The organism is bacterium (assembly GCA_035945995.1).
GTDB lineage: Bacteria > Sysuimicrobiota > Sysuimicrobiia > Sysuimicrobiales > Segetimicrobiaceae > DASSJF01.
Window position 1 is genome coordinate 1 of the sequence record DASYZR010000114.1, and the last position, 21,376, is coordinate 21,376.

Consider the following 21,376-nt stretch of genomic DNA (forward strand, 5'->3'; position numbering starts at 1 on the left):
ACGCCCGCCTCACCCACGTTCTTCCAGAAGGCCTCGGTGGTCACCGGACCGCCGGAGTTGTACATGCCGGTGTGCGCGGTCGGCGCGAAGCCGATGCTCTTCGATTGGCTGACCAGCGGGTAGATGCCCGCTTCGCTGTAGGCGGTCGCGAACAAGTCGTAGGGCGGTTTGTGGGCGAGCAACCGCTGGAGCTGGGCCGTGAACTCGGTCTGGTTGAGGTCCACGCCGACGACGTCGTAGTGCACGTTGTGCCTCGCGAGGCCCGGGAGCAGGACGTCGCGGTGCCCCTCGCCGCCGTCGGTCTTCTCGTACATCACGAGGACGTTCTTGAACCCCGCGGCCGCGATCCAATCGGCGTAGCGGTTGGCGATGATCGCCTGGCACGGCGCGACCCGGAAGACCTCGGGGTAGCCCTTGGCCGTAATCTTGTTGGCCCAGACGTCGACCGCGACGATCGGCGTGCCGGTCTTGTGCGCGACCTCCATCTCGGCGAGAAACACGCCGCTGTGGAACTCGCCGAAGATGGCGGCGACGTGTTCCTGCGCCGTCAGCCGCTCGGCGGCCGCGGTGCCCTCTTCAGGCTTCCCGCGCGTGTCCGCCTCGACGATCTTGATCGGCCGGCCGAGCACCCCGCCGGCCTTGTTGATCTCGTCCTGGGCCATCAGCGCCGCGTCCAGCATCAGCTTGCCGTCTTCGTAGCCGCCGGGCGGTGACAGCGGTCCCACTTCGCCGATCTTGATCGGCTCGGCCGCACTCCAGCTCATCTGCGCCGGCACGAGCAGAAGACCGGCCGCTGCCAGCACGGCAAGACCGGTTAACACTCCACGTTTCGAGTCGCCCATTACGTCGCGCCCCCCTTCGTCTCGAGTACCGTGCTGTTCTAGCCCGCTGTCATCTCCCCGGTTCGTTCGGACCGCCGCCGCGGCACCCCCCTATGCACCGATGTCCGTCAGCGCGCCGTCGATCGCCTGCACGCCGGCTTCGATTTCTTCCTCGGAGACCACGAGCGGCGGCGCCGCCAGGAACACGTTGTAGCGGCCCATGATGTAGGCGCCGCGCTTGCGGGCCGCGGTCACGAGAGACTTCATCGGACTCGGCCCCGCGCCGCGCTTGGCAAACGGCTCGAGCGGCTCCTTGGAGGCGCGGTCCTTGACGAGCTCAATCCCCCAGAACAGCCCCAGGCCGCGCACGTCGCCGACCTTCGGGTGCCGCTCCGCCATCTTGCGCAGTTTCGGACCGAGCACCTCGCCCATCCGTCGCGCGCGCGCCACGAGGCGTTCTTCTTCAAAGACCTCGAGGTTGGCGATGCCGGCCGCACACGCGAGCGGGTGGCCGGAATAGGTGAGCCCGGCCCACAGCACGTTGTCGTCGAAATGGCGGGAGATCTTCTCGGACACCAGCACGCCGCCGAGCGGGACGTAGCCGGAGGTCACGCCTTTCGCGAACGAGATCATGTCCGGCAGCACGTTCCAATGCTGGCAGACGAACCATTCGCCGGTCCGGCCGAAGCCCGTCATCACCTCGTCAAAGACCAGCGCGATCCCGTAGCGGTCGCAGATGTCCCGCACGCCCTTGAGGTAGCCGTCCGGATAGATCACGAGGCCGCTCCCGCCGATCATCGCCTCGATCAGGATCGCGGCCACGCTGTCCGGGCCCTCGTACATCAGCACGGTCTCGAGGTGCTCGAGCGCCGCGGCCGTCTCGCGCTCCGCCGGCACCATGAAGGGGCTGCGGTACGGGTACGGCGTGAGAAAGCGGGTCACGCCGGGGATGCCCGGCTCCGCCGGCCACCGCCGCGGATCGCCGCTCAGCGTGATCGCGCCGTAGGTCGCGCCGTGGTAGCCGCGGTAGGAGACGAGCACCTTCTGGCGTCCGGTGTAGAGGCGCGCCATCTTGACGGCGTTCTCGTTGGCGTCGGCGCCGCCGTTCGTGAAGAAGACCTTGGGGTACGCTTGATTGGGCGCGATGCGCGACAACTTCTCTGCGAGCCGTGCGCGCGGCTCCGTCGAGAAGCTCGGATTGACGAACGTGAGACGCTCGGCCTGCCGCTGGATGCCCGCGATGATCTTCGGATGGCTGTGCCCGGCGTTGACGTTGATGAGGCCTGAGCAGAAGTCGAGGATGCGCTCGCCGCCGGCCGTGTAGAGGTAGCAGCCCTTCGCGTGATCGATCGCGAGCGGCGGCGGACCGCCCTGCGCTTCCCACGGGATCAAGACGTGCTCCCTCGTGAGCTCCGCGATCGCCTGCGTCGCAGGCGTCGGCTTGACGACCGCCATCATGCACCTCCAGTGGGCCAATGTGCGGTGGCGTCCCACTTCACCGCCGCCCGGGTCCCTACCTGCGGTGGCGCATGATGGCGCCGTAACGTGGAGGTTAACGTCCGGTGAAATTCGTGCCGGGCGAACGTCAGTACGTGCCGTTGAGGATGTACTCGAAGACGTCGAAGTTGCGCAGCGATGCACGCGCGGCGTATTCCGGGGTCACACGCCGGGAGACGAAGAACGGGACGGGCTGCTCGGCCAGGCTTCCGTGCGAGCGGAGTCGCTCCCCCGCCAGCTGTGACAGATCGTGATCGACGGCGCGCGCGCCGATCGCGCATCCGCGCTCGCCCACGACGGCGATGTCGCCTTCGCGGTCGAACGGCGTCTCGAACCTCGCGCAGGCCTCCTCCCGGACCAGGGCGAGACCCACACCCGGCAGCGACCGCACGCGGCGCAGCACGGCGTCCCGACCGTTCGCCCCGCGCCAGACGGGGTCCGCGTCGGGCCGCATCAGGTGCACCCGCACGAATCCGCCCAGCGCCCCGTGGTGGCGCACGAACGGGTCCGTGATGGGACAGATCACGCGCGTGGCGCCCTCGCCGAACGCATCGTCCAGGCGGTCGCCGAGGTACAGAACGTTGGGCCGGCCGTCCGGCAGCGCCATGTCGGTCATCCCGTGGTCGGCGACGACCCCGACGACGGCATCGAGGGCCAGCAGCGCCGCCAGCCGCTCGTCGACGGCGTGCAGGAACGCGTTGGCTTCCGGTGTCCCCGGCGCGTAGCGGTGCTGAACGTAATCCGACAGGGAGAGGTACATGAGATCCGGCCGGCGCGTTCGCAGCAATGCGATCCCGGCGTCGAGCACGAACAGTGAGAGATCGGCGCTGTACGGATCGGGCTGCGGACGGCCCACCAATTCGACGACGCCGGCGATGCCGTGCTCGGCCCCGGTGGCCGCGGCGGCGTGCTCGGATGAGAAGGCGATCCCGCGGAGGTCCTTCGCCAGCGCCTTGCGCAGCTTGTCCTTCGCCGTGACGGCAACGACGGTGGCGCCGGCCTGGGAGAAGGACGCGAGAATCGTCGGCGCCCGCAGCGGCGCCGCATCCACCATCATGACCTCGCGCCCGGTCTCGCGGTCGAGATAGTAGTTGCCCGACACGCCGTGGACCGCAGGCGGCGCCCCGCAGACGATCGAGATGTTGTTGGGGTTGGTGAACGTGGGCATCGCCGCCCGCGCGAGGGTCGAGAACCCGTCCCGCGCCATCCGGTCGAGGGTCGGAATCACTCCGGCGGCCCGCGCGGCGTCGATGTACTCGGGGTCGCAGCCGTCGAAACACACGACCACGGACGGCCGCGCCGGCCACGCCAGCACCCGGCCGTTGACCTGGACCCCGCCTTCGCGGCGTGAGTCCCACGAAGGGGGAGGCGGGCCCGGCGCGTTCACGCGTGCTCCATTGACCAAGACGCTGGCCCAGCGACCGCCGCTTCGATCTCCGGATTGCCCCGCCGCACGGATTGTTCGCTCATCGCCCCATCTCTCTTCGCCGACGCCGGCCGAGAGTCCGGCCCGTCCTCCCGCAGCGGTCCCGCTGGAGGGTTCGCCGCCGGAATGATGGAAGGGAGGCGGCCATGACGCCCCCCGTTCCGGGCCGGCTCACGCTCGAGGAGCTCCGCGCGCAGGTCGCCTCCGCCGAGATCGACACGGTGATCGCCGCGATGGTCGACATGCAGGGCCGCCTCATGGGCAAGCGGGTGACCGGACGGTTCTTCCTCGATCAGGTGGCGGAGTCCGGCGCCCACGCGTGCAGCTACCTGCTCGGCGTGGACGTGGAGATGGAGCCGCTGCCCGGCTACCGCCTCACCGGCTGGGACACCGGCTATCACGACATGCACATGCGGCCGGACCTCGACACGCTGCGCCGCATTCCGTGGCTCGAGCACACGGCGCTCGTGCTCTGCGACCTCGCGCACGATGACGGCGCGGCGGTGGAAGAGTCGCCGCGGCAGATCCTGCGCCGCCAGGTCGCACGGGCGCACGAGCGCGGCTATCTCGCCATGGTCGCCTCGGAGCTCGAATTCTACGTCTTTCGCGAAACCTACGCGAGCGCGCAGCGCAAGCACTTCCACGACCTGGAGCCCTACGGGCGGTACATCGAAGACTATCACATCCAGCAGGGGACGAACGAGGAATGGCTCGTCCGCCAGATCCGCAATGGCCTGGACGCCGCCGGCGTGCCGGTCGAGTTCAGCAAGGGCGAATGGGGGCCCGGCCAGCACGAGCTGAACCTCCGGTACGCGGAGCCCCTCGAGATGGCGGACCGCCACACGCTAACGAAGCACGGCGCCAAGGAGATCGCGGCGCTCAACGACGTGGCGATCACGTTCATGGCAAAGTGGCGGGCCAACCTTGCCGGCTCGTCCTGCCACCTTCACGCGAGCCTCTGGGACCTGGACGGCCGGCGCAACCTGTTCTGGGACGAGGACGCGCGGCCGCTCGGCATGTCGCCGTTGTTCCGGCACTTCCTCGGCGGGCTCCTCGCCGGCGCGCCCGAGCTCGCATACTTCTTCGCGCCGTACATCAATTCGTACAAGCGCTACGTGGCCGGCACGTTCGCCCCGGTCGCGGCCGTCTGGAGCCACGACAACCGCACCTGCGGGTTCCGCATCGTGGGCCGCGGGAACGGACTCCGCGTCGAGAACCGCATTCCAGGCGCCGACGCCAACCCCTACCTCATGTTCGCGGCCACGCTCGCCGCCGGGCTGTGGGGTATCGAGCGGCGGCTCGAGCCGCCGGAGATGTTCGAAGGCGACGCGTACCGCGCGCCTGATCTCCCGCGGATCCCCGGCACGCTCCGCGACGCCACCGCCGCGCTCGAGCGCAGCGAGATCGCGCGGGAGGCGTTTGGCGACCGGGTCGTCGACCACTACCTCCATACCGCTCAGCTCGAACAGGCGGCGTACGACCGCGCCGTGACCTGCTGGGAGCTCGGCCGCAATTTCGAGCGCATCTGATGCGCCTCGCCGGCAAAGTCGTCCTGATCACCGGCGCCGGCGGTGGCATGGGACGCCTCGCCGCGCAGGTCTTCGCCCTGGAGGGCGCGCGCGTCGTGCTCGCGGACGTATCGCAGGACGCGGGCGAGACCGCCGCCGGAGAGGTCACGCGCGCGGGGGGCGAGGCGATCTTCGTCCAGGCCGACGTGGCGAGGGAGCGGGACGTCCAGACGCTGGTCCGCCGCGGTCTCGAGGCGTTCGGGCGCCTCGACGTGCTCTACAACAACGCCGGCATCTTTCCGGCGGACGACGGCTCCGTGGTGGACGTCGCGGAAGACGTCTGGGACCGCGTGATGGCGGTCAACCTCAAGGGCATCTACCTGTGCTGCAAGCACGCCATCCCCGAGCTCCTGCGGGGCGGCGGCGGCTCCATCATCAACGTGGCGTCGTTCGTCGCCCTGGTAGGGTGCACCGTACCCCAGGACGCCTACACCGCGAGCAAGGGCGGCGTGATCGCGCTCACCAAGTCCCTCGCCGTGCAGTTCGGGCCGAAGCGCGTCCGGACGAACGCGATCGCCCCCGGGCCCATCGAGACGCCGCTGCTCATGTCGTGGCTCCTCACCAACCCCGCGGAGAAGAAGAAGCGCCTCGACCGGATCCCGGCCGGCCGATTCGGCCGTCCCGAGGACATCGTCAACATGGCGCTCTATCTGGCCTCGGACGAGGCGGCCTGGGTGAACGGCGCCGTCATGGTCGTCGACGGCGGCATCACATCGAATTATTTTTGATTTCGACCGTCCGCCAATTCGCGGCACGCCTCCCGCCATCCTTGGGGTGCGCCGGGACTTGCCGTCCGGGGCCGCTGATGCCAAAATGGTCTCCATGCTGCGCACCCGCCCCGCCACGGGCGGCGACGCCGAGGCGATCGCCCGTATCTATAATGAAGGGATGGAGGACCGCGTCGCCACGTTCGAGACACGGCCGCGGAGCGCGGGCGACGTCCGGGGATGGTTCGATGGGGTCCACCCCATCGTCGTGGCGGAGGACGAGGGCCGCGTCGTGGCGTTCGCCGCGACGTCGACCTACCGGCCGCGCGACTGTTACGCCGGCGTCGCGGAATTCTCGGTCTACGTCGCCCGGGAAGCCCGGGGCCGCGGAGCCGGCCGCGTCGTGATGGAGGCGCTGATCGCGGAAGCCGAGCGGGCCGGGTTCTGGAAGCTGGTCTCCAGGGTCTTCCCGCAGAACACGGCGAGCCTGCGTCTGCTCCGGTCGGTCGGCTTTCGCGAGGTGGGACGCTACGAAAAACACGGCAAGCTGGACGGCGCCTGGCTGGACACCGTGATCGTCGAGCGGCTGCTGCCGGCCAACATTCGGTGACGCCCGCGGCCGCGCCGGCCGGCCGCGGTAAGGAGGACGCATGGCCCGCTGGATGACCTACCCCGAGGAGAGCCCGCCGCAAGGAGTCGCGGCGCTCGCCGAGCGCATCGACCGCGACGGCGGGCACGTGCTCGCGGTCTACCGCGAGCCGGTCGGGGATCACTGGCAGATCTTCTGCCTGCTGCCGACGGACAAGGTCCAGGCGACGCCGTATCAGCGTGATCTCTCCCCGACGCACGTGAAACGGTTGCAGGCCGTGGTCAAGAAGCTCGACCGCGCCGTGGACCCGATCGTCGTGATGTCGCCGGAGCCGGGCACGTACTGGACGCCCAACGGCAATCACCGCCGGGAAGTGATGCGGAAGCTCAAGGCCGGCATGATCCCGGCGATCGTGGTCCCGGAGCCGGAGGTCGCGTTCCAGATCCTCGCCCTCAACACCGAGAAGGCCCACAATCTCAAGGACAAGGCGCTCGAGGTGATCCGCATGTACCGGGGCCTCGTCGAGTCCCAGCCGGCCAAGGGCGAGGACGACTACGCCTTCGAGTTCGAGGCGGCCCACTTCATCACGCTCGGGCTGCTGTACGAGACGAACAAGCGGTTTGCCGGCGGCGCCTTTGCCCCGATCCTCCGGCGCGTCGACGGGTTCCTCAAGGGCAACTTCCCGAAGACGCTCCGGCAGCGGGAGGAGCGCGCCGCGCTCGTGCGCCGGGCCGACGAGGCGCTCGGCGGCGTGGTCGAGCGCCTCAAGAAGCGAGGCCTGCGGCACCCCTACGTGAAGAACTTCGTGCTGGCCCGGACGACCCCGCTGACGCGGGCGCGCAAAACGCTGCCCGGCTTCGATCAGACCTTTACGAAGCTCGTCGACAACATCGAGGCGTTCGACATCTCGAAGGTCCGGTACGAGGACATCCAGCGCGCCGCGATCATGGCGGTCCCCGCCGCGACGTGACGCGTTCGCGCGCGCCTCAATGGGCGCCAGATTGCGGAATTTCCTAATTACGTGCCGGCCGGTAGCGAAGCAGCACGACCCCCAGGTCGAGCGCGTTGGGACTGACGAGTTCCAGCCTCGTCGTGGCCTACTTCAGGCCGTAGGCCACGACCGCCCGCGCGGCGCCGACGTAAACGCGCCCGTCGAAGACGGCCGGCGTGACGAACCGGTGCGTCGCGCCGGGCGAGTCGCCGCTCCCGGACGAATACAGCGCCGCGCCGGTACGGGCGTCGAAGGCATGGAGCACGCCGGCCGCCGTGTCGATCACCCAGACCACGGCGGCGCCGCCGGTGCCCGTCACCGCCGGCGCGCCGGGATCTCCCATCGACGGGCTGCACCAGGCGACGTCCATCGTCGCTCGGCGGGACTGGGCCGAGGCGCCGAGCCGCAGCGCGACGACGCCGCCGCTGCCGCGGCAGGGTTGGGGCTGTGCCCCGCGGCCCACGCCCGGCAGGTACACGAATCGTCCCGCCGGTCCCCCGTCCCAGTACGCGCCCGCCGAGAAGACGCGCCCGCCGCCCGAGCGGCAGTCGCCGAAGACGCACCGGCTGTACACGCCTTCGCCGCCGACCCCGTCGCCTTTCGCCACCCCGCCCATGTTGTCGCGGTTGATCAGGTAGGCGACCCCCTGCTTGCCCGCCGTGAACACGAGATGCGGGGTCGCGGTGTCCGGCTGGTCGGGCAGCACGATCGGCGTAACGGAGCCGAGGTCGGTGTCGGTGTCGTTGAGCGGCACGTAGTTGCTCGGCATGAAATAGTCGCGGGCCAAGCCGGAGAAGCGCAGCGCCGGGGCGGTCTCGAGCCGAAGCACGGCCTCGCCGAAGTCGACCCGCCCGCGGGAATCGCTGTTGCCGGTACCCGCGTACAGCCGGCCCTCGCCGTCCGCGGCCATCCCTCCGGGGGCCCAAATGCCTCCCATCCGGGTGGTCGGGGTCGCGTACGCTTCCTGCCTGGCCGGCGACGAGACCGGCACCGCCACGACCCATCCATGGTAGTCGCCGCAGTCGCCCCAATAGCCGCCGAAGGGCACGTACACGACCCCGTGCAGGAACGTCAGCGCGCCCCGCTGCTGCTGCGGCCCGGCATCGAACCGCACGCTGCCGGCGGGGGGCGGCTCGATCGTCACCGGCCAGCCCGGCCGCATCGTCCCGGCGTCGAGGCTGAGCGCCGCGATCCGGTACGCCCGGGTCCGGCCGCCGTCGGTGATCGTCTGCGCGACCGCGAAGAGCGTGCCGGACGCCCGGTCGACGACCGGCGTGCCGGTGATCCCCACGGGATCGATGTTGCCGCACGGGAGACTCGCGCGCGGCACGGGCGTGCCGAGGGACACGGGACCCCACAGCCGCGCGCCGGTGGCGGCGTCGAACGCGTAGACCGCGTCGTGCTCGGTGGCGGCGTAGACCACGGTCGTCGGCCGTCCGCGGACGGCGACGCCGGGGATGACGAGCGGCGATGCGTACAGGTCGCCCTCGACGCCGGCGGTCCAGAGACGCCGCAGCGAGCGCTGCCGGACCGCCGCGGCCGTGAGCACGTGCTCCTGGGGATCCCCGCCGGTCCGGGCGTCGTTGTAATGGTAGGTCGCCAGAGCCGCCGGCTCCACGGCGCCGGCCGTTCCGGCGGGCGAAAGGCCGCCGCCCGCGCCGCCGAGCGCGAGGACCGCGGCGACGGCGGCGCCGAGGAACCACAAGCGCTGTGGTGAACGCTTACACACCAGGACATACCTCCCGCGTGGGTGGGGGAAAACCTTCAGGACGATGGCTCGCATGATACCGCTCCCGGGTCACGACGGCCAGGGCACCCGCTGGCCCGCCTCGGCGCGCCACGCGGGGACGACGCTTGGCCGTGCGTTTGGGCGCTTCTGGCGGCACGGGGACCTGTTTCCCGCCGCGGCGATCAGCTTCTACGCGATCTTCTCGCTCCTGCCGCTGGCCATCCTGCTGCTCGTCAGTCTGCAACTGCTCTTTCCCGCCGACATGATCGCCCGCAACGTCGGCCGGGTGTTTGGCGGGCTAAGCGACACCGACATCCTCATCCGCACCATTCGCGACGCCTACAACCAGCACGGACGGCTCGGGTGGCTCGGAGGCATCACGCTCATCGCGGCGGCCGCCGGGGTGTTCACGGCCGTTCAGGTGGCGCTGAACCGCGTCTGGGAGGTTCCCGGCCGGCACTTCCACCTGCAGTTTCTGATCGGCGTCCTCATGGTGGCGACGTCGCTCCTCGTCTTCCTCGGGATGCTGGTGCTCCTCATCTCGACGCTCCGTTTCCTGCGGTTCAGCGAGGTGGGCGCCCTGTTGGGACATCCGCGCCTGCCGCGGAGCGGCCCGGCGAGTTTCTTGTCGGTCGTTACGTCGGTGGCGCAGTTCGGCGTCTTCTGGGTCGGGTACAAGGTCATGCCGAACGTCCGCATTCGCTGGCGCGACGCCTGGCTCGGCGCGCTCGTGGCCACGATCCTCTGGCATGTCATCGCGATCGGCATCGGCTGGTATCTCGAGGATGTGGCGGACTACTCGACCCTGTACCACCAGGTGCAGGCCCTCATCGCGCTGCTCGTCTGGGTGTACGCGCTCGCCTGCTGCTTCTTGTTCGGCGCGGAGTTCGTGGTCGAGTCAACGCCGTACCCGCACGTCGTTCGCGAGGCCGTAAAGCGGCCGCCGGCCGATGCTCTGGTCCGGCGGATACCCGCGGCCGCGGGCGACCGCTGACGTCCCGCCCACGGTGCGCCTTACGTGCGCGCGGTCACCGACTTGTACACCGGCGTGAGCCAGTGCCGGTACTCCGGCACCCGGCCTTCCGCGACCGCAAAGTACAGTTCCTGAAGCTTCCGCGTGAGCGGTCCCGGCCGCCCGGACCCGACGGGGTAGCGATCGACCGTGTTGACCGGGGTGACCTCCGCGCCGCTGCCGCAGAAGAACGCCTCGTCCGCGATGTACAGCTCGGTCCGGTCCACTTCGCGCTCCTCGACGGGGATGCGCAACACGTCGCGGGCCAGGTCGAGCACCGTGGCGCGCGTGATCGACTCCAGGATGTTGGCCGTGATCGGCGGCGTGACCAACCGGCCGCCCCGGATCATCATGAAGCACGCGCCCGGGCCCTCGGAGACCTTGCCGCGCTCATTCATCATGATCGGCGACCCGCTGTAGCCGTTCAACCGGGCCTCCATCCAGGCGAACCGCGAGTTGTGATAGTTGGCGCCCGCCTTCACGCGCGGCGGCACGGAGACGTCCGCGATCCGCGTCCAGGTGCTCACGCACGAGTCGACGCCCTCCGCAATCCCCTTGCCGTGCGGCGCCAGACGCGGCAGGATAAACCCGCCCACGCGCTCCTGGCCGGCCTGCGCCGCGCCCTCTTCTTCGCCGGCGTACAGGGTGAGCCGGAACCAGACGGTCCCTTGGAATTTGTTCGCCTTGATCACGTCGATCTCGGCCTGGGTCAGCTCGTCCGCCGACCACGGGATCGGCATCCGCATGATCTTCGCGGAGTTCCACAGGCGCGCCATGTGGTCGGCGTTGCGAAAGATGTACAGCTCGCGCTCGTCGGCGTTCCAGTACGCGCGCACGCCCTCGAAGATGTTGGCGCCGCGCAGCACCGTCGCGGTCGAGACGTGCACCGTGGCCTCGTCCCAGGGTACGATCTTGCCGTCGAACCACAGCTGCGTTGCTCGGTCTTGAGCCATCGAACCCGCGCCTCCGAATGAGCCGTTGATTACTTGGCCCGGGACTTTTCGCCGCCGTCGAGGTTCAACTCCTGGGCCGCGTCGAGGATTCCCGCCCAGAGATCGCCGGCGCGCGCCAGGCGGTCGAACACCGTGACGATGGTCCACTGCAGCGGATCGAACCCCGCCTCGAGCTCCTCCCACGTCACCGGCACGCTGACCGCCGCCTCGGGAATCGGCCGCAGGCTGTAGACGCTCGCCATCGTCTTGCCGCGCGCGTTCTGATTGTAGTCGAGAAAGACCTTGCCGATCCGCTGCTCCACGGGCCAGGCGGTCGTCAGTTCATCGGGATGCCCCGCCGCCAGCCACTCGAGGAGCGTCTTGGCGAACGCGTGCGTCTGCGCGTAGGTGTAGCGGCGCCGGATCGGGACCAGGACGTGGAGCCCGGTCTTGCCGGAGGTCTTGACGAAGGCGCGCAGACCGAGCCCGTCGAGCGCCTCGCGCACCCAGAGCGCGGCCCGGCGGGCGCCGGCGAAGCCCCGCCGGCTGTAGTCCGGATCCTTCTCGCCGTGGCGCACCACCGGCGTCTCGCCCTTCGGAAAAATGAACGGGTCGATGTCGAACACGACGACGTCGGGAAAGTTGAGCGTGCTCGACGCGATCGCCGCCTCCGAGCCGCCGAAGACGGTCGTCGGCCGCCTCGCCCCGCGCGGCCATCCCTCCCGCGCCGGTGAGATCGGCGTGACGCGGGAGAACCACGGATGCATCTCGATGCACCCGAGCTGCGCCAGCCACAGCAGCACCCTCTCGTCCGCGCCGATGATGAGCTGATTGTTGCGATCGCCCTGATCGGACCAGACCCGCTCGGTCCGCACGAACGGCGGCGCGTCGGGCGCGTCCTTTTGGAAGAAATCGTCGCCGTCGATGCCGTTCGGCCACCGGCGCAGCGTGAGCGGCCGGTCTCGCAGGTGCGGCACGAGGTAGGGCGCGATACGGCGATAGTACTCGATCACGTCCCCCTTCGTGTAGCCGGTGCCCGGGAAGAAGACTTTGTCCAGGTTGGTGAAGGCGACGTCCTGCGGCGGCCGCACCCGGAGCGCCGGGGAGGTGGGGCGGGACCGCGGGGCCGCGGCCGGGACGGGCCGCGCCGCCGGCCGTGCCGTCGTTTCCGCCGGTGCCGCGGAGGGAGCGTCTGCGGGCGCCGGGCGCTCGAGGCGCACCTCCCGCGGCGCGACGTCGTCCCGCAGGCCGACGAAAGTCGGGAAGCGCAGCAACCCGTCGGGCGTCCACTCGCCGTACTCGACCTCGACGACGACCTCGGGCCGGACCCACGTGACGGGGCCGGGCACGTCCGGCCGCTTCGCGAACGGACAGCCCTTGGTCTCGAGCGGTCCGAGCCGGCGGCGGAGCCGCGCCAGGTCGGTCTCGGCAAAACCGCCGCCCGTCTGCCCGATGTGGACGAGCGCGCCGGTGTCGTCGTACTGCCCCAACACGAGCGCGCCGAACGACGTCGACCGGGCCCCCCGGCCGCGCGTCAGCCCGCCGACCACGGCTTCGAGCGTCCTGCGGATCTTGATCTTGATCCAGTCGGCGCTGCGGACCCCGGGCCGGTAGACGCCCGCGGCCTTCTTGGCCACGATGCCCTCGAACCCGTGCCGGCGGGCCGCGTCGAATAGGGTCGTGCCGCGCTCCTCGACGACGTCGGCCTTGATGAGCCCGGCCGGCAGGGCGAGAGCGTCGAGCGCCGCCCGGCGCTCGACGAAGGGACGAGTCCGGAGATCCCGGCCGTCGAGGTAGAGACAATCGAACACCGCGTAGGCCACCTGCACCTCCCCCGCGGCCGGGCGGTCGCCCGCTTCGGCGTTGAGGTGCAAGCGCTGCTGCAGGCGGTGGAAACTCGGCCGGCCCTCGTCGTTCGGCGCGAAGATTTCGCCGTCCAACACGGCGCTCGCCACGTCGACCTCCGCCAGCGCGTCGACGATCTCGGGAAACTGCGCGTTGAGCCGGCGGAGGCTGCGCCCGTACAGGACGATCGCCTGCGCCGGGCCCTGCCGGTTCAGGAACGCGAGCGCGCGCACGCCGTCCCATTTGACCTCGAAGAACCATCCGGCGCGGTCGAACGGCTCGCGCGCCGGCTCGGCCAGCATGGGACGAAACGGCGCGGGAAAGGAATCGGTGGCCACGGCGCGGCGCGCCGCACCCCGGCGCGGCGCCGGCTTGGCGGACGCGCGCGCCGATCGTGGAAGCGGCAGAACGGCCCTGCGCTCGTCCGGGGGGCCGGACGTCCACCGCGACCCGCGGTCCCCGGCGATCTCCTCGATGGTGCGCCCGCTGGCCACCGAGCGGCGGCCGGCCGCGGTGAACCCGCTCTCCGCGTACTCGTCCTTTCCTTTAAAGAGCAGCCAGTCCCGCCCGTTGTTGCGCTTCGTCCGGACGAAGTGAAACTCGCCCCGCAGGCGCTCGCCGTCGAAATCGAGCGTGAGCTTGCCCCGCTCGAACGCCGCGGCGGGGTCGCCTTCGCGGCAGGTGTAGGTCCCCCGGTCCCACAACAGCACGGTGCCGGCTCCATAATTGCCCGGCGGGATCACGCCTTCGAAGTCGCCGTACTCGATCGGATGGTCCTCGACGAGGACGGCCAGCCGTTTGTCCGCGGGGTCGAGCGACGGGCCTTTGGGAATGGCCCAGGAGCGCAGCACGCCGGCCATCTCGAGCCGCAGGTCCCAGTGCAGGCGCGTCGCGTGATGCTCCTGGACGACGAAGCGCGGCGGCTGCCCCGCGCCGCTCGGGCCTCCGGCGCGGGCCGGGGCGCCCTCACCGCGGGGCTCGGGCGTCCGCTCGAAGCTTCGCTTCCGCCGGTACGTCTCGAGCGTCATCGCCGTCCCGCATCCGCGGGGCCCGCAGAGAGCGCCATGAGCCGCTCCGCATACGTGATGGCCTCGGGCCCGGTGTCGTGCGTGAAATAGCAGAATACCGGGCGCAGATCCGGCACGGTCCCGAGATGCTCGGCCCACGCGCCGAGGTCCTCGTCGGTGTACTTCAGGCGATGCAGCCGGTAGTATCCCCAGGGCGCCGTATGCACGCGGGGATCGGCCGAATCATCGTCCTCGGCGATGCACAGCGCGGCCCGATAGGTTCGCAGCGTCTCGTAGACCGCGTCGTCGTGCCACGTCGCGTGCCGGAACTCGAGCGCCACATACGGCAGGGGCGGCAGGCTCGCGAGAAACTGCTGCAGGAGCGGAAGATCGCGCTTGAACGTCGGCGGGAACTGGAACAGCACCGGGCCGAGGCGCGGCCCCAGCACCGTCACGCGCTCGTACAGCCACCGCACGTCGTCGTCGACGTCGCGCAGCCGCTTCATGTGCGTGATGCGGCGGTGCGCCTTGATCGTGAACCGGAAGGCCTCCGGGGTCTGGGCCTTCCACGCCTCGAAGGTCTCGGCGGCCGGCATCCGGTAGAACGAGGCGTTGATCTCCACGGTCGGCAGGCGCGCCGCGTAGTATGCCAGGAACCGGTCGGCCGGCAGCTCCGCCGGATAGAACGCGCCCTTCCACTCCTTGAACCCGAACCCCGACGTCCCGGCCAGGACGCGCGGCGGCGCGGCGGCGGCGGGCGCGGACGGCTCGGACACCGGGTTCATCCCTCCGTGCGCATAAGGAGTCCCAGCTCCCGCGCGACCCACATCACCCGGGCGAAGACCCCCGCCGCGATCGCGAAGAGCACCCCGTTCAGGACCAGGGCCCACCCGGCGTATCCCCACGGAAGCGTCCGCCCGGCCAGCACCGTCCGCATGCCCTCGAACGCGTACGTGGTCGGGAGCAGCCACGCGACGTGCTGCAGCGCCGGCGGCAGGATCTGCACGGGATAGAAGACCGCGGAGAACGGCTGGAAGAGGAACGCCACGGCCCACGCCAGCACCTCGGCGCCCTGACCGTACCGGAGAATGAGCGCCGTGGTGATGATCCCCATCCCCCACGCGGACAGAATCAGGTTCACGACGAACGGCAGGAGCGCCGGCGCGTAGGGGAAGATGTTGAACGCGTAGAGCGCGAGCGCGAGACCCGACAGCAACAGGCCGATCACCACGACTTTGACGACGCCGAGAAACATCGTCGCGCCGAGAAACTCCGGGATGCTGATCGGGCTCACAAACACGTTCACGAGATTGCGGGTCCAGATGTCCTCCAGGAACGAGACCGAGATCGCCTGCTGGACCCGGAAGAAGATGTCCCACAGAATCATCCCGCCGACCAGAAACGCGATCGCGACCGCCCCGCCGCCCCGCAGCTTCGCCACGTATACGCTGAGGAAGCCCCATACGAGGAGATCGAGCACCGGCCAGTAGACCACCTCGAGCGACCGGATCATGCTGCGCCGGTAGAGATACAGTTGCCGCAGCAGCAGGCCCGACACCCGCTCCAGGCTGAAGCCCGGGCTCGGAACAGCCCTCCGGACCGGCCCCCCGGCGGGGACGGCGGCGGCGCTCACACGGGGGCCTCTTCGCGCGCGAGATCGAGGAACATCTGCTCGAGCGTCGCGCGGTCGAACCGCCGCAGCACGTCGCCGGGCGCGCCGTCGGCGATGATGCGGCCGCGATGCAGGAACAGAATCCGGTCGCTCAGCCGCTCGACTTCCTGCATGTTGTGCGAGGTGTAGAAGATCGTCATCCCCCGCTCGGCGCGGATCGCGCGCAGCGCCGCGCGCACACGGTCGGCGCCGTCGGGATCGAGGCTGGCGGTCGGCTCGTCGAGGAACAGTACTGCGGGATCGTTGAGCAGCGCCTTGACCAGTCCGAAGCGCGTCCCCTCGCCGGACGAGAGCTGCCCGGTGCGGCGGCGCCACAGGCCCGGGAGGCCCATCCGCCCGAGCAGGTCCTCCATCTCCCCGCGCGACTTGCGCACCCCGTACAGCCGCGCGAACACGGTGAGGTTCTCGCCGAGCGTGAGGTTGCCCGGCAGCGACACGTACGGCGAGGTGAAATTGACGCGCGCGAGAATCGCCTGGCGCGCCTCGGGCATCGGCAGGCCCAGGATCTCGACGCGCCCCCGCGTCGGCCGCAGGAGCCCGAGCAGCATCCCGATCGTCGTCGTCTTGCCCGCGCCGTTCGGCCCGAGAAACCCGACGATCGCACCGGCCGGCACGGCGAACGACACGTCGTCGACGACGACGGCGCCGCCGAACCGCTTGGTGAGATGGCTGGCCACGATGACCCCGGAGCCGGGGCCTGCGGGAGGGGTGGTACGCGCCACGGCTGCATTATACACTGGGAGCCGTCGTGACGCCGTCTCCCCCCAACATCCGCCGCGGCCAGCTCTACGCCATCGCGGCGATGGTGATCTGGAGCACGAACTTCATGATCGGCCGCGAGCTCCGCAACGCCCTCACGCCGGGGACGATCGCGGCCTTCCGGGCGCTGGTCGCCGGCGTGCCGATGGGCCTCTGGATCCTGGCGACGCACGAGTGGCCGCGCGAAGGCCGCCGGCTGGTGGGCCCGATGGTGGGCCTCGGCCTGCTCGGCATCGTCACGAGTCAATACCTCACGTACCTGGCGCTGCACTGGAGTCTCGCGACGAACGTGATCATCCTCAACGCCGCGAGCCCGCTCGTAACCGCGACGATCGCGGTGCTCGTCGGCATGGCGTCTTTCTCGCCCGGGTTGTTCCGGGGCCTTGCGATTTCCGTCGCGGGCGCGTTCCTCGTGACCGCGTTCGGCAGCACGGGCGGCGCGCGCCTGGAGGCGGATCCCGGCGCGCTCCTGGTGATCGCCACGATGGTCACGTGGGGCTTCTACAACCTCGGCGTGCAGCGCCTCAGCCTGACGCTGTCGCCGCTCGTCGTGACGTCCGGCGCGATGCTGGCCGGGTTTCCGTTCTTGCTGGCCGTGGTGGCGGTCGAGCATCCCGCCCATCTGTGGGCGGCGGTCCGGGCGCACCTTCCGGTGCTGCTGTACCTCGCGATCGGGCCGTCCGCGGTCGCGTATGCCTGCTGGAGCGCCGCGGTGCGCGACCTCGGCGCGGACTACGCGATGCTCTTCAACAATCTCCTGCCGATCTTCGGCATGATCCTCGGCGGGCTCGTGCTGCACGAGCCGGTCGCGCTCGTCCAGGTGCTCTCGTCCGCGCTGATCATCTCGGGCATCCTGGTGGCGTTCCGATCGCTCGCCGTCGGCGCGCGCTGAGTCGCGTCTCCGGCGCCCGGCCCGGTGCGCGGTCTACGCCGGACCCGGCTTTCGCGCGCGGACGAACGCGCTCATGAACTTCTCCCGGACGAGCGGCGCCACCGCGTCCACGTCGACGCCGCGGCCGGAGAGGAACGCCCGCGCGTCGTCGATCGCGTAGATCCGCGTCGGCTCGATCGCGATCCCGGTAAACCCCGCGCGGGCGAGCTTCGAGATGTACTCGGATTCTTCGAGCGCGCCCGCCACGCAGCCGACCCACAACTCCATGTTGCGCCGGATGTCCTGCGGCACCTCACCCCGGACCACGACGTCCGACACGGCGAACCGGCCGCCGGGCCGGAGCACGCGGTGGGCTTCGGCGAAGACCCGGTCTTTGTCCGCGGACAGATTGATGACGCAGTTCGAGATGATGACGTCCACGGAGCCGTCGGGCAGCGGGACGTGCTCGATCTCGCCCTTGAGGAATTCGACGTTTTCGAGGCCGGCCTTCCGCTGGTTCTCCCGCGCCAGCGCCAGCATCTCGTCCGTCATGTCGAGACCGTAGGCCTTCCCCGACGGTCCGACCCGCTTGGCGGACAGGAGGACGTCGATCCCGCCGCCGGACCCGAGGTCCAGGACGGTCTCTCCCGGCCGCAGGTCGGCCAGCGCGGTGGGATTGCCGCAGCCGAGCGACGCGAGGACGGCCTCCGGCGGCAGATCGCCGATGTCGTGAGCACCGTACAAGTTTGCGGTGATGGGATCGTCGCAGCCCGGTGTGCCGCAGCCGCCGACGCTTCCGCAGCAGTCGCCGCCGCGCTCTGGGGCCTGCCCGCGTTCCGGGGCGCCGACGCGGCGCGCGGCGTCGGCGTACTTCTCCCTCACCGCCTCTTTGATGTCGATCCGGCGCTCCATCGTATCACCCCCGAGGCGTCTTGCGGTTTGGCGCGGCCACGCTCACCCACGCGATCTCTTTGGGATCGACGGCGCCGGTGCGCGTGCAGCATTCGGCGTACAGGAACCCCAGCAGGTCGCGCAGGGTGCCGGTGCTCGCGGTGTACCGAAGGAACGTGCCCTCCCGCCGCACGCCGACGAGACCTTCGTGACGCAGTTTTTCGAGGTGGTGGGACAACGTCGACGCCGGCACGTCCAGCTCCGCCTGGATGTCGCCGGCCACGAGGCCCTGCGGATGCGCCGAGAGGAGCAGCCGCAGAATCCGGAGCCGGGCCTCGGTGCCGATCGCCGAAAACATGTCCGCGTACCGGGCGACTTCCTCCGTCCCGCCGCGTGCCCGCGATTCGTCCATTGAGGGAGCCTTCCCAATAGCTTCCATATTTCGGAAATTACCGAAATATTTGCCCGTTGTCAAGGGGCGACGGCATCCGCCTCGATCTCGACGAGCATCGCCGGATCGACCAGCCGGGTCACCGCCACGAGCGTGCAGGCGGGACGGATGTGGCGGAACACCTCCCCATGCGCCCGTCCGACCGCTTCCCAGTCCGCGATGTTGACGACGAAGATCCTGGTGCGCACAACATCTTCCAGGCGGCATTCGAGCCCTCGCAAGGCCGCGTCGATGTTCTTGAAGATCTGCACCGCCTGCGCGTAGGCGTCGCCCGCGCCGACGATCCGGCCCGCGGCATCGGTCGCCGTGGTCCCCGCCACGTGCACGGTCGGTCCCATGCGGACGGCCCGCGAGTACCCGACAACCGGCTCCCACGGCGTGCCGGACGAAAATGTCCGCCGTTCCATCGCTCACCTCCCCGGAATACTTGCGGCGCGGCAAGAGCGGCGCGTGCCGTCCCGCCTCGATCCGTCGCATCCGCCCGCCCGTGTTCGCGACCCTAACTGAGCGGCGTTCGCTGCACCATCAGCACGCTGTAGTCGAGGTTCTCGGCGGCGATCCCGATCTGGCGCAGCATCGCCATGACCTGCGCACGGTGGTGGATCTCGTGAAAGAGCACCTGTCCCGCGATCCCGCCGGCGGTCAACTGGAATCGCATCGGCGGGGTCATGCGGCGCGCGACCATCACCGTGGGACGGGCGGGATCCCCAAGGCCGCCGAGCGCCTGCCGCGTGACCGGCCGCTGCCGGTCCCAGGCGGCGACGAACGGCTCGAGCTCAGGCAGCCGTTCCACGGTGAACGGGTTGTTCTGCGAGATCTCTTCCCCGCTCACCTCGCCTTTCTCCAATACCTCGGCGTACCCCCACTCGGCGCCCGCCACGTGCAGGAGCGTGGCTCGAATCGAGCCGCGTCCGATGGGGAACGGCTGGGTGTACGCGGACGGCGGCGCCCGGCGCACCCACTCGAGCAGTTGCCCCCGGGCGAGCACGAGGTAGTCGAAGTACGCCACGAGACCGTCTGCGAGCGTCGTCACGGCGGGATCCTCCAAGCGGTGCAACATGCCGGACGCATCACACGTCCGCATTGTACCCGGAGGTCACCGCGGCGTCTCCTCGCCGCCGGTCCAGATTCGACGGCCGACCCGGCCGCCGCCTCCGGGGCGTCGGAGGGCAACGAGCCGCTGGTATCCGAGGGAACACGCCGCGACGCCGGCGATCGCGGCCAGCAGCGGGCCGGCAAAGACCAGCACGACCACGCACGCCGCCAGGGAGAGGGCCGCGGCGTACCGGAGCGGCGGACGGAGCAGGCGGACCGCCGCGGCCATCGACAGCACGTACGTCGCGATGAACGCGGAGGTGGACAGCGGCAGCAGGTCGGCGATATTCCACCCCGCGACATACGAGACCGCGGCCGCGGCGGCACACAGCGCTCCCATGACGCCGAGCGCGCGGAGCGGCGTGCCCGATGCCGGCGCCACGCCGACCCAGGCGGGCAGCTGGCCGCGGCGGCCGAGCGCGCACATGAGGCGGCTGATGCCGGCGGTGTACGCGTTCAGGGGCGCGAACGACAGCACGAAGCCCGACACGCCGACCACCAGCGCCGCGGCCGGCCCGAACGTGCCGGCCGCCATCGAGACGAGCGGAGCCTGCGGCCCCAGGGCCCGGCCGTACGCGCGCGTGCCGACCGTCGCGACTGCGAGAGCCACGTACAGCAGCCCCACGATCACGACCGCGAGCAGACTGGCGCGCGAAATGTCCCGCGGGTTCTCGAAATCGGCGGCGAGCGGCGTAATCGCCTCCCACCCGACGAAGGCCCAGAACAACTGGAGCGCGGCGAGACCGACGACGCCCGGCCCGTGCGGCGCGAACGGCAGGAACGCCGACCGGTCAACGTGGCCGAGCGTGCGGCCGACGACCAGGATCAGGCCCGCGGCGATCGCGCCGACGGAGAGGAGTTGCGCGCGTGCGCTCACCCGCAACCCCGCGGCATTGAGGACGTAGGCGAGGACGACGAGTCCGCCGCCGAGGGCGAACTCCGCCTCCCGTCCGCCGCCGATGAGGCTCGCCGCGTACCTGCCGGCGATCAGGGCCGCGATTACGGACCCGGTCGGGACCTGAGCCAGGAAGATCCATCCGGCGGCCGCGCCCCATCGTGAGCCGAAGGCCCGCTCGACCGCACCGGAGAAGCCCGCGGCGTCGGGCCGCTCGCGCGAGAGGGCGGCGTATGTGAGCGCGAGCGGAAACGACAGCACGGCCAGGCCCACCCAGGCCAGCACCGACGCCGGCCCCGCGGTCTCGGCGGCGATCGCCGGCAACACGAGGACGCCCGTCCCCAGGACGGCGCCGACGTACAAGGCGACCCCTTGCCACAACCCGAGCGTGTGCTTCACGAGACTGATTGTCGCCGCTCCCGCGGCCGCGGTGAAGGTCCAGTCGCGCGGAAGACGGTAAGACCACTTGTCCCCGCGCGGGCCCCAAAAACCGGTATGATGAACTGTATCAACGGCAGACCAAGTGCTACAACCACGAAAACCGCGGGCGGGGCCGGGAGCGGGCGATGAACCGGGGGGACGCGTGGATGGACCATCGGCCCGTGGCGAACCTCTTGA

Annotated in this window: 20 protein-coding genes; 6 read left to right on the forward strand and 14 right to left on the reverse strand. The window is 70.3% G+C overall.

Annotation, left to right across the window (positions count from 1 at the left end; genetic code table 11):
- From VGZ23_12870 to phnA, 3 genes are all read right to left on the reverse strand, one after another.
- A partial coding sequence (locus VGZ23_12870; GenBank protein HEV2358481.1) for an ABC transporter substrate-binding protein occupies positions 1-821 on the reverse strand: 821 nt, incomplete at its 3' end.
- 111 nt (positions 822-932) lie between these two features.
- Positions 933-2,276: an aminotransferase class III-fold pyridoxal phosphate-dependent enzyme gene (locus VGZ23_12875; protein ID HEV2358482.1), complete on the reverse strand. Its 1,344-nt coding sequence runs from the start codon at positions 2,274-2,276 to the stop codon at positions 933-935.
- 130 nt (positions 2,277-2,406) lie between these two features.
- The gene (gene phnA / locus VGZ23_12880; protein ID HEV2358483.1) at positions 2,407-3,705 is read right to left on the reverse strand and encodes a phosphonoacetate hydrolase; all 1,299 of its coding nucleotides are present in this window, start codon (positions 3,703-3,705) and stop codon (positions 2,407-2,409) included.
- Positions 3,706-3,890: 185 nt separating this feature from the next.
- Here phnA and VGZ23_12885 point away from each other — a divergent pair, with 185 nt between their 5' ends.
- The 4 genes from VGZ23_12885 (at position 3,891) to VGZ23_12900 (ending at position 7,578) form a co-directional block, all read left to right on the forward strand.
- Positions 3,891-5,273: a glutamine synthetase family protein gene (locus VGZ23_12885; GenBank protein ID HEV2358484.1), complete on the forward strand. Its 1,383-nt coding sequence runs from the start codon at positions 3,891-3,893 to the stop codon at positions 5,271-5,273.
- Complete coding sequence (locus VGZ23_12890; protein HEV2358485.1) at positions 5,273-6,040, forward strand: glucose 1-dehydrogenase; 768 nt, start codon at positions 5,273-5,275, stop codon at positions 6,038-6,040. The genes VGZ23_12885 and VGZ23_12890 overlap by 1 nt, the downstream gene beginning before the upstream one ends.
- Positions 6,041-6,134: 94 nt before the next feature.
- Positions 6,135-6,629, forward strand: coding sequence for an arsinothricin resistance N-acetyltransferase ArsN1 family A (locus VGZ23_12895; GenBank protein ID HEV2358486.1), 495 nt, complete (start codon positions 6,135-6,137; stop codon positions 6,627-6,629).
- 40 nt (positions 6,630-6,669) lie between these two features.
- On the forward strand, positions 6,670-7,578 hold the full coding sequence (locus VGZ23_12900; GenBank protein ID HEV2358487.1) for a chromosome partitioning protein ParB: 909 nt from the start codon (positions 6,670-6,672) through the stop codon (positions 7,576-7,578).
- Between the two features lie 127 nt (positions 7,579-7,705).
- Here VGZ23_12900 and VGZ23_12905 read toward each other — a convergent pair whose 3' ends face one another.
- Positions 7,706-9,328: a hypothetical protein gene (locus VGZ23_12905; GenBank protein HEV2358488.1), complete on the reverse strand. Its 1,623-nt coding sequence runs from the start codon at positions 9,326-9,328 to the stop codon at positions 7,706-7,708.
- Between the two features lie 52 nt (positions 9,329-9,380).
- Here VGZ23_12905 and VGZ23_12910 point away from each other — a divergent pair, with 52 nt between their 5' ends.
- Positions 9,381-10,322: a YihY/virulence factor BrkB family protein gene (locus tag VGZ23_12910; protein ID HEV2358489.1), complete on the forward strand. Its 942-nt coding sequence runs from the start codon at positions 9,381-9,383 to the stop codon at positions 10,320-10,322.
- 20 nt (positions 10,323-10,342) lie between these two features.
- On the opposite strand, the gene VGZ23_12915 is transcribed toward VGZ23_12910, so the two are convergent.
- The 5 genes from VGZ23_12915 to VGZ23_12935 are packed head-to-tail and all read right to left on the reverse strand — an operon-like array spanning position 10,343 to position 16,473.
- Positions 10,343-11,293 (reverse strand): branched-chain amino acid transaminase, encoded by a 951-nt coding sequence (locus VGZ23_12915; GenBank protein ID HEV2358490.1) that lies wholly within the window; start codon positions 11,291-11,293, stop codon positions 10,343-10,345.
- A 29-nt stretch (positions 11,294-11,322) separates the two neighbouring features.
- A complete protein-coding gene (ligD, locus tag VGZ23_12920; protein ID HEV2358491.1) occupies positions 11,323-14,145 on the reverse strand; it encodes a non-homologous end-joining DNA ligase in 2,823 nt (940 codons plus the stop codon).
- Positions 14,142-14,900, reverse strand: coding sequence for a DUF72 domain-containing protein (locus VGZ23_12925; GenBank protein ID HEV2358492.1), 759 nt, complete (start codon positions 14,898-14,900; stop codon positions 14,142-14,144). The genes ligD and VGZ23_12925 overlap by 4 nt, the downstream gene beginning before the upstream one ends.
- A 5-nt stretch (positions 14,901-14,905) precedes the next feature.
- The gene (locus VGZ23_12930) at positions 14,906-15,757 is read right to left on the reverse strand and encodes an ABC transporter permease (protein ID HEV2358493.1); all 852 of its coding nucleotides are present in this window, start codon (positions 15,755-15,757) and stop codon (positions 14,906-14,908) included.
- Positions 15,754-16,473, reverse strand: a complete 720-nt coding sequence (locus VGZ23_12935) for an ABC transporter ATP-binding protein (GenBank protein HEV2358494.1) — start codon at positions 16,471-16,473, stop codon at positions 15,754-15,756. Before VGZ23_12935 ends, VGZ23_12930 begins: the two co-directional genes overlap by 4 nt.
- 71 nt (positions 16,474-16,544) lie before the next feature.
- Here VGZ23_12935 and VGZ23_12940 point away from each other — a divergent pair, with 71 nt between their 5' ends.
- Positions 16,545-17,447: a DMT family transporter gene (locus tag VGZ23_12940; protein HEV2358495.1), complete on the forward strand. Its 903-nt coding sequence runs from the start codon at positions 16,545-16,547 to the stop codon at positions 17,445-17,447.
- Positions 17,448-17,480: 33 nt separating this feature from the next.
- On the opposite strand, the gene VGZ23_12945 is transcribed toward VGZ23_12940, so the two are convergent.
- The 5 genes from VGZ23_12945 to VGZ23_12965 form a co-directional block, all read right to left on the reverse strand.
- Positions 17,481-18,338 carry an arsenite methyltransferase gene (locus tag VGZ23_12945; protein ID HEV2358496.1) on the reverse strand — a complete coding sequence of 286 codons (858 nt, stop codon included), beginning with the start codon at positions 18,336-18,338 and terminating at the stop codon, positions 17,481-17,483.
- 4 nt (positions 18,339-18,342) lie between these two features.
- Positions 18,343-18,729 carry a helix-turn-helix domain-containing protein gene (locus tag VGZ23_12950; protein ID HEV2358497.1) on the reverse strand — a complete coding sequence of 129 codons (387 nt, stop codon included), beginning with the start codon at positions 18,727-18,729 and terminating at the stop codon, positions 18,343-18,345.
- A gap of 59 nt (positions 18,730-18,788) precedes the next feature.
- Positions 18,789-19,175: a RidA family protein gene (locus tag VGZ23_12955; GenBank protein ID HEV2358498.1), complete on the reverse strand. Its 387-nt coding sequence runs from the start codon at positions 19,173-19,175 to the stop codon at positions 18,789-18,791.
- 92 nt (positions 19,176-19,267) lie between these two features.
- On the reverse strand, positions 19,268-19,801 hold the full coding sequence (locus VGZ23_12960) for a DinB family protein (protein ID HEV2358499.1): 534 nt from the start codon (positions 19,799-19,801) through the stop codon (positions 19,268-19,270).
- A 63-nt stretch (positions 19,802-19,864) separates the two neighbouring features.
- Positions 19,865-21,157 (reverse strand): amino acid permease, encoded by a 1,293-nt coding sequence (locus tag VGZ23_12965; GenBank protein HEV2358500.1) that lies wholly within the window; start codon positions 21,155-21,157, stop codon positions 19,865-19,867.
- Positions 21,158-21,376: the final 219 nt, after the last annotated feature.

Coding starts and splice junctions, on each gene's coding strand:
- VGZ23_12875 (HEV2358482.1), bottom strand. CDS start 2,276: ATGGCGGTCGTCAAGCCGACGCCTGCGACGCAGGCGATCGCGGAGCTC.
- VGZ23_12885 (HEV2358484.1), top strand. CDS start 3,891: ATGACGCCCCCCGTTCCGGGCCGGCTCACGCTCGAGGAGCTCCGCGCG.
- VGZ23_12890 (HEV2358485.1), top strand. CDS start 5,273: ATGCGCCTCGCCGGCAAAGTCGTCCTGATCACCGGCGCCGGCGGTGGC.
- VGZ23_12895 (HEV2358486.1), top strand. CDS start 6,135: ATGCTGCGCACCCGCCCCGCCACGGGCGGCGACGCCGAGGCGATCGCC.
- VGZ23_12900 (HEV2358487.1), top strand. CDS start 6,670: ATGGCCCGCTGGATGACCTACCCCGAGGAGAGCCCGCCGCAAGGAGTC.
- VGZ23_12910 (HEV2358489.1), top strand. CDS start 9,381: ATGATACCGCTCCCGGGTCACGACGGCCAGGGCACCCGCTGGCCCGCC.
- VGZ23_12915 (HEV2358490.1), bottom strand. CDS start 11,293: ATGGCTCAAGACCGAGCAACGCAGCTGTGGTTCGACGGCAAGATCGTA.
- ligD (HEV2358491.1), bottom strand. CDS start 14,145: ATGACGCTCGAGACGTACCGGCGGAAGCGAAGCTTCGAGCGGACGCCC.
- VGZ23_12945 (HEV2358496.1), bottom strand. CDS start 18,338: ATGGAGCGCCGGATCGACATCAAAGAGGCGGTGAGGGAGAAGTACGCC.
- VGZ23_12950 (HEV2358497.1), bottom strand. CDS start 18,729: ATGGACGAATCGCGGGCACGCGGCGGGACGGAGGAAGTCGCCCGGTAC.
- VGZ23_12955 (HEV2358498.1), bottom strand. CDS start 19,175: ATGGAACGGCGGACATTTTCGTCCGGCACGCCGTGGGAGCCGGTTGTC.